This window comes from Streptococcus sp. 79 (assembly GCF_013277425.1).
Classification (GTDB): Bacteria; Bacillota; Bacilli; order Lactobacillales; family Streptococcaceae; genus Streptococcus; species Streptococcus pseudopneumoniae.
This window is the reverse complement of record NZ_VMMW01000059.1, coordinates 22643-33276: the sequence shown is the minus strand read 5'-3', so window position 1 is coordinate 33276 and position 10634 is coordinate 22643. Positions and strand designations below refer to the sequence as shown.

Below are 10634 nucleotides of genomic sequence, written 5' to 3'. Positions count from 1 at the left end.
CAGTAGATGCTCAGACAGGAGATTCCTTTTTCCTCATTGCTGGAGGATGCAATACTGAGTGGACCAATGAATTTCTACGGCAAGTCTCACAAGCTTATCCAGATGACTATATTTTACTTGTCATGGATAATGCTATATGGCATAAATCAAGTACCTTAGAGATTCCAAGTAATATTGAGTTGGCTTTTATCCCACCTTATACACCAGAAATGAACCCTATTGAACAAGTCTGGAAAGAAATTCGAAAACGAGGTTTCAAAAACAAGGCTTTCCAAACATTGGAAGCCGTCATTGATAAGCTTCAAGAAGTTATTCAAGGACTGGAAAAAAGCGTTTTAAAGTCCACTGTCAGCAGACAATGGACAAGGTTGCTTTTTGAAAATAATTGAGTATAAAAATGATATTCTTATCATATAAGAAATCGGTTTCAAAAAAAGAGAGAGGAGGATTTATTTTGTTGCTATGAAAAAATTAAAAAAATATGTTCCATTCTTTTTCTGTTTACTATACCTAATACACGGAATACTTGATTTATCAACTTTAAATATTTTAGGTGCAATCTTTAAAATTATAATTAGTACTTTGGGTATAATAGTTACATATCCGTTTTATAAAGAAGGAAACGAATAATTTAAAGAAATAATTCTGTACTCAGTCTTATTTAGTTGTTCTCATAGTAGTAGGAATAATCCGTGTTTACCATTTGCGAGTAATAAACAATAATCCTAAAAAAGTCTCTGACAACTAGTGATTGATTTTTCTCGGATTAGTTTCACACAATTGTTTATACGAATGATTGGAGATTATGTTAAATTTACTTTGTGGTATTTTGCAATCAGAGTACATCAAATAGGCACCTTTTTATGTGTCCTTCGTTTTATAATAGGGTAAGAATATTTATAAACATAGTGAAGCAATGACAAAAATGTCCTTGTTCTAGCATTGAAACAGTTCTAAAGTTCGTCTTTAGGACTGTTTTTTTAGATATAAGCTAAAAATAATATGAAAGAATTAGATTTTAAGGACATTGATGTCCTTGATAGTTCTTGAAAAAACGGATATAATATATTTGAAGATGTTGCTAGTAGAAAGAACTTAATAAACTTCTTAACATGGCGGTGACTGTGGTCACCTTCTCACTAAGTGACCAAGTAACTTTTTGGAGGAAATGATGAAACGCTTATTTATTTTGATTTCAATGGTATTGGTATCGCTTTATATGGTGATAAATTCCGTTGATCATCGAGAAGAGATTTTATTTGGTAACTATCCCTCTGTTGATGTGATGGGTACTGGGCTAGACCAATCAGTAGCTGATCGAGAAAAACTGACAGAGGCTTTGAGTCACTTGGCGGTAGAGCACAATAGTCTCATCGCTCGTCGGATTGTTGAGCCAAATGAAGCTGGAGAAACACGCTTTACCTATGCCACTTATGGTCAGGGAGAGCTTCCAGAAGGTTTGACCATTTCCTCCAAGGAGAGTGCAGAAACGAGTGATTTATTAGGGTCTTACTTGATTGTGTCAGGGAGTTTGGATGGAGTGAGCTTACAGACCGCCCTGCAAGAACTTGGTTATAATGGTGTTGTCTCGAATAGAACAGAGGCATTTTCGATGGTCGTCCTCTTGGCTGCTACCCCAATGGGGCTACTGAGTCTAGCCATTTTTCTGCTGACCTTTATGAGTCTGACCCTGATTTATCGGATCAAGTCCCTTCGTCAGGCAGGGATTCGCTTAATCGCTGGTGAGAGCTTGTTTGGGGTGGCTCTTAGACCAGTGTTAGAAGATGTGAGACAGCTTATCTGCTCAGTGCTGCTATCCAGTCTTTTGGGATTGGGGATTCTCTGGTATCAAGGTGCCTTATTTATGGCAACGGTGCAACTGGTCATCATTGCTCTTCTACTTTATGGATTGACCTTGGCAGGGATTTCTACCTTACTAAGTGTCGTGTATCTATTTGGTTTACAGGAAAATAGTCTGGTGGATCTATTGAAAGGGAAACTCCCTCTCAAACGTATGATGACATTGATGATGGTGGGGCAACTCTTGGCCGTGCTGGTTGTCGGATCGAGTGCGACTACTCTCCTACCCCACTACCGTGAAATGCAGGAGATGGAGAAGGCAAGCGATAAATGGAGTCAGTCCTCAGACCGTTACCGTCTATCCTTTGGTTGGTCTAGTGCATTTGCCGATGAAGAAGGAATGCGTAAGGATAATCGTGAGTGGCAGACATTTACTGAAGAACGGTTAGCCAATACAGACTCTTTTTATATTATGAGCAATGTTGACAATTTCTCAGATGGAGCAGAAGTGGACCTAGATGGCAATCGTCTCAGTGACTACACACCGTCAGGGAATGTTATCTATGTCTCACCGCGCTATCTGATAGAAGAAAAGATTACCGTTTCTTCAGAGTTTATGGATAAGATGCAAAACTTGTCTGAGGGAGAGTTTGGGCTGATTTTGCCTGAGAGCTTGCGAGAGCAGTCTGTCTACTATCAAAGATTATTTACAGATTACCTGCAAAGATTTTCATCTGAAAGTGTAGAAGTGACGAGTCAGAAACACTACCTCCCACAGCTAAGGCTAGATTTTACAGAAACAGGACAGGAACGCTTCCTCTATAATGATGGGTACAAGACAACACGTCAGTACCTAAAAGATCCGATTATTGTAGTTCTAACGCCGCAAGCGACTGGAACAAGACCTGTTGCAGGGATGTTGTGGGGAACTACGGCTAATAGTGCCTTGAAACTAGATCGATATGGAGACAGCATTACCGCTCTAAAAGAGCAAGGTCTGTATCACAAGGTCTCTTACTTGGTAAAAAGCCAGCTATTTTTTGCCAAGGTACTAAATGACAAACGGGTGGAGTTTTACTCTCTCCTTATTGGGACGATTTTGACCCTGTCTACGGCTATCTTGTTATTTGATTCCATGAGTCTTCTCTATTTTGAGCAGTTCAGACGGGAGCTTATGATTAAATGTCTTGCTGGTATGACAATTTATGAGCTTCATGGCAAGTACTTGCTGGCGCAAGGAGGGGTTCTCTTGCTTGGCCTAATCTTATCTAGTGTTTTGACAGGAGATAGCTTGATTAGCGCTCTAGTTGTAGCTTTATTTACGCTTAACGCTCTGTTGATTTTAGTAAGGCAGGACAAAAAAGAAGAAGCTGGTAGCATGGCAGTATTGAAAGGAAAATAAGATGATTGATATTCAAGGATTGGAAAAGAAATTTAATGACCGCGCGATTTTCTCTGGCTTAAATCTCAAGCTGGAGAAGGGCAAGGTCTATGCCTTAATCGGGAAGAGTGGGAGCGGAAAGACGACGCTGCTGAATATCTTAGGCAAACTAGAAAAGATAGATGGAGGAAGGGTTCTCTATCAGGGGAAAGATTTAAAAACCATTCCCACTCGTGAGTATTTTCGAGACCAGATGGGCTATCTCTTTCAAAATTTTGGCCTCTTAGAAAACCAATCAATCAAAGAGAATTTGGATTTGGGCTTTGTTGGTCAGAAAATCTCAAAAGTAGAACGTTTGGAAAGGCAAGTGGAGGCTTTAGAAAAAGTTAATCTAGGGTATTTGGATCTAGAACAAAAAATTTATACCTTATCTGGGGGAGAGGCTCAACGAGTTGCCCTTGCGAAGACTATTTTGAAAAATCCGCCCTTGATTTTAGCGGATGAACCAACAGCAGCTCTTGATCCTGAAAATTCAGAGGAGGTTATGAATCTCTTGGTGGGCTTGAAAGATGAAAATCGAATCATCATCATTGCGACCCATAATCTCCTAGTCTGGAATAAGGCAGATGAAATCATTGATATGAGGGAGCTTGCTCATGTGTGAAAAAATCCGTATTCGCAGGGTATCTGATTATCCTAGTGCCAGAGGTGGTTTAGAAGATATTCTCATCATGGAAAATATGACCAATCATCTTCTTTTAGTTCAAATCCGAGTGAATGGCTATTTGCTTGATTTTGCTAGCATTGAAGGTCAAAGGCAAAAGCATTATCGTTTGAAAAATTTACCTCAAACGGTTGAACTGACAGTGGACGATGTGGAGGAGGATGTAGATTTGACCCTACCTGAAAATCGAAGTTATCAAGAAGCTGATTTTTTCGAACGTATGTTTCGAGAGAACCGCTAAGGCCACTTTTAAATATTTCCAAAACTATCTTTCTTCACGAGGAAAGATAGTTTTTTGGTATGATTTTCACCCCCAAAATACAAGGGGAATGTGTTACAATAGTAGTAACAGATAATAGAAAAGAGAATAGATGAGAATTGCAGATTATAGCGTGACCAAGGCAGTGCTGGAGCGTCACGGTTTTACCTTTAAAAAGTCCTTCGGGCAAAATTTTTTGACGGATACCAATATCCTACAAAAAATCGTGGATACGGCTGAGATTGATGACCAGGTCAATGTTATCGAAATTGGGCCAGGGATTGGTGCCTTGACGGAGTTTTTGGCTGAGCGTGCAGCTCAAGTTATGGCCTTTGAAATCGACCACCGTTTGGTACCGATTTTGGAAGATACCCTACGTGATTTTGACAATGTGACCGTAGTCAACGAGGACATTCTCAAAGTCGATTTGGCGCAACATATCCAAAATTTTAAAAATCCTGACCTGCCAATCAAGGTAGTGGCTAATTTGCCTTACTACATCACGACACCTATTCTCATGCACTTAATCGAGAGTGGGATTCCTTTTAGTGAGTTTGTCGTCATGATGCAAAAAGAAGTGGCAGACCGCATTTCCGCTCAACCAAATACCAAGGCATATGGCAGTTTGTCAATCGCTGTGCAGTATTACATGACTGCTAAGGTTGCCTTTATCGTACCTCGTACGGTCTTTGTGCCAGCGCCAAATGTGGACTCTGCTATTTTGAAAATGGTGCGTCGTCCAGAACCAGCCGTAGTAGTAGAAGATGAGAACTTCTTCTTTAAGGTTTCTAAGGCAAGTTTTACCCATCGCCGCAAGACCTTGTGGAATAACTTGACAGGTTACTTTGGTAAGACTGAAGAGGTCAAGGACAAGCTGACTAAGGCTTTGGACCAAGCAGGCTTGTCACCAAGTGTACGAGGAGAGGCCCTTAGCTTGGCAGAATTTGCCAGCCTAGCAGATGCACTTAAAGGGCAAGGACTCTAAGATGCAAGGACAAATCATTAAAGCCTTGGCTGGGTTCTACTATGTAGAGAGTGATGGTCAGGTCTATCAAACACGCGCGCGTGGAAATTTTCGTAAAAAAGGGCATACCCCTTACGTTGGGGACTGGGTCGATTTCTCTGCCGAGGAAAATTCAGAGGGTTACATTCTCAAAATTCACGAACGGAAAAACAGTCTGATCCGTCCGCCCATTGTCAATATTGACCAAGCTGTAGTAATCATGTCCGTCAAGGAACCTGATTTTAACAGCAATTTGCTGGATCGTTTCTTGGTTCTTTTGGAGCACAAGGGTATTCATCCCATCGTCTATATTTCCAAAATGGATTTGTTGGAAGATAGAGGAGAACTGGATTTTTACCAACAGACTTATGGTGACATCGGCTATGACTTTGTGACCAGTAAAGAGGAACTCCTGCCTTTGTTAACAGGCAAGGTTACGGTCTTTATGGGGCAGACAGGTGTTGGAAAGTCAACTCTTCTCAATAAAATCGCACCGGACCTCAACCTTGAAACAGGAGAAATATCAGACAGTCTGGGGCGCGGTCGCCATACCACTCGAACTGTTAGTTTTTACAACCTCAATGGGGGTAAAATCGCAGATACACCAGGCTTTTCATCCTTGGACTATGAAGTATCAAGGGCGGAAGACCTTAATCAGGCCTTTCCAGAGATTGCTAGTGTTAGTCGAGACTGCAAGTTCCGTACTTGTACCCATACCCATGAGCCGTCCTGTGCTGTCAAACCAGCAGTTGAAGAAGGTACCATTGCGCCCTTCCGTTTTGACAACTACCTGCAATTCCTCAGTGAGATTGAAAATCGTAGAGAAACCTACAAAAAAGTCAGCAAAAAAATTCCAAAATAAGGAGAAACCTATGTCTCAATACAAGATTGCTCCGTCAATTCTGGCAGCAGATTATGCCAACTTTGAACGTGAAATCAAGCGCCTAGAAGCAACTGGGGCAGAGTATGCCCATATCGATATCATGGATGGTCATTTTGTGCCACAAATCAGTTTTGGTGCAGGTGTGGTCGAGAGCCTTCGTCCTCATAGTAAGATGGTCTTTGACTGCCACTTGATGATAGCTAATCCTGAACATCATCTGGAAGACTTTGCGCGTGCAGGTGCGGATATCATCAGCATCCATGTGGAAGCAACGCCTCATATTCATGGTGCCCTCCAAAAAATTCGCTTACTAGGTGTCAAACCTTCGGTTGTCATTAATCCTGGTACGCCTGTCGAGGCCATTAAGCACGTCCTTCACCTAGTTGACCAAGTCTTAGTCATGACAGTTAACCCAGGCTTTGGTGGGCAAGCCTTTCTACCAGAGACCATGGATAAGGTCCGTGAGTTGGTTGCTCTTCGTCAGGAAAAAGGTTTGAAATTTGAGATTGAAGTGGATGGTGGGATTGATGATAAAACGATTGCTCAAGCCAAAGAAGCTGGTGCGACCGTTTTTGTAGCAGGTTCCTATGTCTTTAAGGGAGATGTCAATGAGCGAGTACAAACTCTCAGAAAACAACTGGACTAGGGTTGCCGTTTTTGCAGGCGGAGACCGTGGTCATTATCGGACGGACTTTGATGGTTTTGTTGGTGTGGATCGGGGCTCGCTATGGGTCTTGGAAGAAGACTTGCCTCTTGCTCTAGCGGTTGGGGATTTTGATTCTGTGACCGAAGAAGAGCGACAGGTGATTCAAAAACGTGCCCAGCATTTTGTTCAAGCCCGACCAGAAAAAGATGATACTGATTTGGAATTGGCTCTCTTGACTATCTTTGAGCAAAATCCTCAGGCTCAGGTCACTATTTTCGGTGCTTTGGGTGGTCGTATTGACCATATGCTGGCTAATGTCTTTCTGCCTAGTAATCCCAAGTTGGCGCCCTATATGCGCCAGATAGCGATTGAAGATGGACAAAACTTGATTTCCTATTGTCCAGAAGGAACCAGTCAGCTAGAACCTCGTTCAGACTATGACTACCTAGCCTTTATGCCAGTTCGGGATAGCCAGCTGACTATTATTGGTGCCAAGTATGAGTTGACAGAGGAAAATTTTTTCTTTAAAAAAGTGTACGCTTCTAACGAATATATAGATAGGGAAGTTTCGGTGACTTGCCCAGATGGCTATGTGGTCGTGCTGCATAGTAAGGACAGGAGGTAGGATGGAAAGTTTACTTGTTCTATTATTGATTGCCAACCTAGCTGGCCTCTTTCTGATTTGGCAAAGACAAGATAAGCAGGAAAAACATCTCAGCAAGAGCTTGGAGGATCAGGCAGATCACTTGTCAGACCAGTTGGATTACCGTTTTGAACAAGCCAGACAAGCCAGGCAGTTAGATCAAAAAGACTTGGAAGTAGCTGTCAGCGACCGTTTGCAAGAAGTGCGAATCGAATTGCACCAAGGTCTGACGCAAGTCCGTCAAGAAATGACAGATAATCTCCTCCAAACCAGAGATAAGACCGACCAACGTCTCCAAGCCTTGCAGGAATCAAACGAGCAACGTTTGGAACAAATGCGCCAGACAGTCGAGGAAAAACTAGAAAAGACCTTGCAAACACGCTTGCAGGCTTCCTTTGAGACAGTTTCCAAACAACTGGAGTCGGTCAATCGTGGCCTGGGGGAAATGCAGATAGTTGCCCGCGATGTCGGCGCCCTCAACAAGGTTCTCTCTGGAACCAAGACACGAGGGATTCTGGGAGAATTGCAACTGGGGCAAATCATTGAAGACATTATGACACCTGCCCAGTACGAACGAGAATACGCAACAGTTGAAAACTCCAGTGAACGAGTGGAGTATGCCATCAAGTTACCCGGACAAGGCGACCAAGAATATGTCTACTTACCGATTGACTCTAAGTTTCCACTGGCAGATTATTATCGCTTAGAAGAAGCCTATGAAGCAGGTGACAAGGACGAAATCGAACGCTGTCGTAAGTCGCTCCTAGCCAGCGTCAAACGCTTTGCAAAGGATATTAAGAGCAAGTACATAGCACCACCTCGGACGACCAATTTTGGAGTTTTGTTTGTCCCGACAGAAGGTCTCTACTCAGAAATTGTCCGCAATCCTGTCTTCTTTGATGATTTGAGGCGGGAAGAGCAGATTATTGTTGCAGGTCCAAGTACCCTATCAGCCCTTCTTAACTCCCTATCAGTTGGATTCAAAACTCTCAATATCCAAAAGAGTGCCGACCATATCAGTAAGACTCTTGCCAGCGTCAAGACCGAGTTTGGCAAGTTTGGTGGTATTCTGGTAAAGGCACAAAAACATCTCCAACATGCCTCTGGCAATATTGATGAATTATTAAACCGTCGTACCACAGCTATCGAGCGGACGCTCCGTCACATTGAGTTGTCAGAAGGTGAGCCTGCGCTTGATCTACTCCATTTCCAAGAAAATGAGGAAGAATATGAAGATTAGTCACATGAAAAAAGATGAGCTGTTTGAAGGTTTTTACTTAATCAAATCAGCTGACCTGAGGCAAACTCGAGCTGGGAAAAACTACCTAGCCTTTACCTTCCAAGATGATAGTGGTGAGATTGAGGGGAAGCTCTGGGATGCCCAACCTCATAACATTGAGGCCTTTACCGCAGGTAGGGTTGTCTACATGAAAGGGCGCCGAGAAGTTTATAACAACACTCCACAGGTCAATCAAATCACTCTCCGCCTGCCGCAAGCTGGTGAACCCAATGACCCAGCTGATTTCAAGGTCAAGCCACCGGTTGATATCAAGGAAATTCGTGACTACATGTCGCAAATGATTTTCAAAATTGAAAATCCTGTCTGGCAACGGATTGTCCGAAATCTCTACACCAAGTATGATAAGGAATTCTACTCCTATCCAGCAGCTAAGACCAACCACCATGCCTTTGAAACAGGCTTGGCCTATCATACGGCGACCATGGTGCGCTTGGCAGATGCCATTAGCAATATTTATCCTCGGCTCAATAAGAGCCTGCTCTATGCGGGAATTATGCTGCATGACTTGGCCAAAGTTATCGAGTTGACGGGACCAGAACAGACTGAGTATACAGTGCGAGGCAATCTTCTTGGACATATCGCTCTCATTGATAGCGAAATTACCAAGACGGTTATGGAACTCGGTATCGATGATACCAAGGAAGAAGTCGTTTTGCTTCGTCACGTTATCCTCAGTCACCACGGCTTACTTGAGTATGGAAGCCCAGTCCGTCCACGCATTATGGAAGCAGAGATTATCCATATGATTGACAATCTGGATGCCAGCATGATGATGATGTCAACAGCTCTGGCTTTGGTGGATAAAGGAGAGATGACCAATAAAATCTTCGCTATGGACAATCGTTCCTTCTATAAACCAGGTTTAGATTTATAATTTAAGAAAAATGGACATTTTTTAGAATAAGAATGTTCGTTTTTTTCTGTGAATATGGTATAATAAGTAAAAGACAAAAATGAATACTCTTCGAAAATCTCTTCAAACTAGGGTAGTATCGCCTTGTCGTATGTATATATGCAGGTATATTACGGGATTTGTCAGTTCTATCGACAATCTCAAAACAGTGTTTTGAACCACCAGTGATCAGCTTTCTAGTTTGCTTTTTGATTTTTGAATAAAAATGGAATAGGAAATAGAAATGAAATTAAGAAGAAGTGATCGGATGGTTGTCATTTCCAACTATTTGATTAATCATCCTTATAAACTAACTAGTCTCAATACTTTTGCTGAAAAGTATGAATCTGCTAAATCATCCATCTCAGAAGATATCGTCATTATCAAACGCGCCTTTGAGGAAATCGAAATCGGTCACATCCAGACTGTGACTGGGGCTGGCGGAGGTGTTATCTTTACACCATCAATCTCAAACCATGATGCTAAGGAAATGGTTGAAGACTTGCGTGCCAAGTTGTCAGAAAGTGACCGTATCTTGCCAGGTGGCTACATCTACCTGTCTGATTTACTTAGCACACCAGCCATCTTGAAAAATATTGGTCGCATTATTGCCAAGAGCTTTATGGATCAAAAAATTGACGCGGTTATGACAGTAGCAACCAAGGGTGTGCCACTTGCAAATGCAGTTGCCAATGTCCTCAATGTCCCTTTTGTCATTGTGCGCCGTGACCTGAAAATTACCGAAGGTTCAACGGTTAGCGTCAACTATGTATCCGGTTCAAGTGGTGACCGTATCGAGAAAATGTTCCTTTCAAAACGGAGTCTCAAGGCAGGTAGCCGTGTCTTGATTGTGGATGACTTCTTGAAAGGCGGCGGAACTGTCAATGGGATGATTAGTCTCTTGCGCGAATTCGACTCAGAATTGGCAGGTGTAGCGGTCTTTGCGGACAATGCCCAAGAAGAACGTGAAAAGCAGTTTGAATACAAGTCACTCTTGAAGGTAACCAATATTGATGTCAAGAACCAAGCCATCGATGTTGAGATTGGTAATATTTTTGACACAGAAGAATAAAGGATAAAGGTTGGAACGGTTGTCCCAGCCT

At 42.4% G+C, this 10634-nt stretch carries 11 protein-coding genes; all 11 read left to right on the top strand.

From position 1 onward, the window contains the following. The coding region (locus HT729_RS08700; RefSeq protein WP_172931913.1) for an IS630 family transposase at window positions 1-389 on the top strand (389 nt) is incomplete at its 5' end. Between the two features lie 782 nt (window positions 390-1171). Beyond that, the gene (locus tag HT729_RS08695) at window positions 1172-3202 is read left to right on the top strand and encodes a bacteriocin-associated integral membrane family protein (protein ID WP_172931912.1); all 2031 of its coding nucleotides are present in this window, start codon (window positions 1172-1174) and stop codon (window positions 3200-3202) included. A gap of 1 nt (window position 3203) precedes the next feature. Then, window positions 3204-3845: an ABC transporter ATP-binding protein gene (locus HT729_RS08690; RefSeq protein WP_172931911.1), complete on the top strand. Its 642-nt coding sequence runs from the start codon at window positions 3204-3206 to the stop codon at window positions 3843-3845. Beyond that, entirely contained in the window at window positions 3838-4146 is a 309-nt protein-coding gene (locus tag HT729_RS08685; protein ID WP_000333264.1) for a hypothetical protein, read from the top strand. The genes HT729_RS08690 and HT729_RS08685 overlap by 8 nt, the downstream gene beginning before the upstream one ends. Before the next feature lie 130 nt (window positions 4147-4276). Next, on the top strand, window positions 4277-5149 hold the full coding sequence (gene rsmA, locus HT729_RS08680) for a 16S rRNA (adenine(1518)-N(6)/adenine(1519)-N(6))-dimethyltransferase RsmA (protein ID WP_172931910.1): 873 nt from the start codon (window positions 4277-4279) through the stop codon (window positions 5147-5149). A 1-nt stretch (window position 5150) separates the two neighbouring features. Then, window positions 5151-6029, top strand: a complete 879-nt coding sequence (rsgA, locus tag HT729_RS08675; RefSeq protein WP_050223232.1) for a ribosome small subunit-dependent GTPase A — start codon at window positions 5151-5153, stop codon at window positions 6027-6029. 10 nt (window positions 6030-6039) lie between these two features. Further along, a complete protein-coding gene (rpe, locus tag HT729_RS08670; protein ID WP_000085007.1) occupies window positions 6040-6696 on the top strand; it encodes a ribulose-phosphate 3-epimerase in 657 nt (218 codons plus the stop codon). Then, window positions 6659-7321, top strand: a complete 663-nt coding sequence (locus tag HT729_RS08665) for a thiamine diphosphokinase (RefSeq protein WP_000006131.1) — start codon at window positions 6659-6661, stop codon at window positions 7319-7321. Before rpe ends, HT729_RS08665 begins: the two co-directional genes overlap by 38 nt. A gap of 1 nt (window position 7322) precedes the next feature. Beyond that, window positions 7323-8579 carry a DNA recombination protein RmuC gene (locus HT729_RS08660; RefSeq protein ID WP_000444772.1) on the top strand — a complete coding sequence of 419 codons (1257 nt, stop codon included), beginning with the start codon at window positions 7323-7325 and terminating at the stop codon, window positions 8577-8579. Beyond that, entirely contained in the window at window positions 8569-9513 is a 945-nt protein-coding gene (locus HT729_RS08655; protein ID WP_000703190.1) for a 3'-5' exoribonuclease YhaM family protein, read from the top strand. The genes HT729_RS08660 and HT729_RS08655 overlap by 11 nt, the downstream gene beginning before the upstream one ends. A gap of 262 nt (window positions 9514-9775) precedes the next feature. Then, window positions 9776-10603 (top strand): pur operon repressor, encoded by an 828-nt coding sequence (purR, locus tag HT729_RS08650; protein ID WP_007284882.1) that lies wholly within the window; start codon window positions 9776-9778, stop codon window positions 10601-10603. The last annotated feature ends 31 nt before the right edge of the window (window positions 10604-10634 follow it).

Excerpts from the sequence above, each read along its gene's own strand:
- HT729_RS08655 (WP_000703190.1), top strand. The coding sequence starts at position 8,569 with ATGAAGATTAGTCACATGAAAAAAGATGAGCTGTTTGAAGGTTTTTAC.
- HT729_RS08665 (WP_000006131.1), top strand. The coding sequence starts at position 6,659 with ATGAGCGAGTACAAACTCTCAGAAAACAACTGGACTAGGGTTGCCGTT.
- HT729_RS08695 (WP_172931912.1), top strand. The coding sequence starts at position 1,172 with ATGAAACGCTTATTTATTTTGATTTCAATGGTATTGGTATCGCTTTAT.
- HT729_RS08685 (WP_000333264.1), top strand. The coding sequence starts at position 3,838 with ATGTGTGAAAAAATCCGTATTCGCAGGGTATCTGATTATCCTAGTGCC.
- HT729_RS08690 (WP_172931911.1), top strand. The coding sequence starts at position 3,204 with ATGATTGATATTCAAGGATTGGAAAAGAAATTTAATGACCGCGCGATT.
- rsmA (WP_172931910.1), top strand. The coding sequence starts at position 4,277 with ATGAGAATTGCAGATTATAGCGTGACCAAGGCAGTGCTGGAGCGTCAC.
- rpe (WP_000085007.1), top strand. The coding sequence starts at position 6,040 with ATGTCTCAATACAAGATTGCTCCGTCAATTCTGGCAGCAGATTATGCC.
- HT729_RS08660 (WP_000444772.1), top strand. The coding sequence starts at position 7,323 with ATGGAAAGTTTACTTGTTCTATTATTGATTGCCAACCTAGCTGGCCTC.
- rsgA (WP_050223232.1), top strand. The coding sequence starts at position 5,151 with ATGCAAGGACAAATCATTAAAGCCTTGGCTGGGTTCTACTATGTAGAG.
- purR (WP_007284882.1), top strand. The coding sequence starts at position 9,776 with ATGAAATTAAGAAGAAGTGATCGGATGGTTGTCATTTCCAACTATTTG.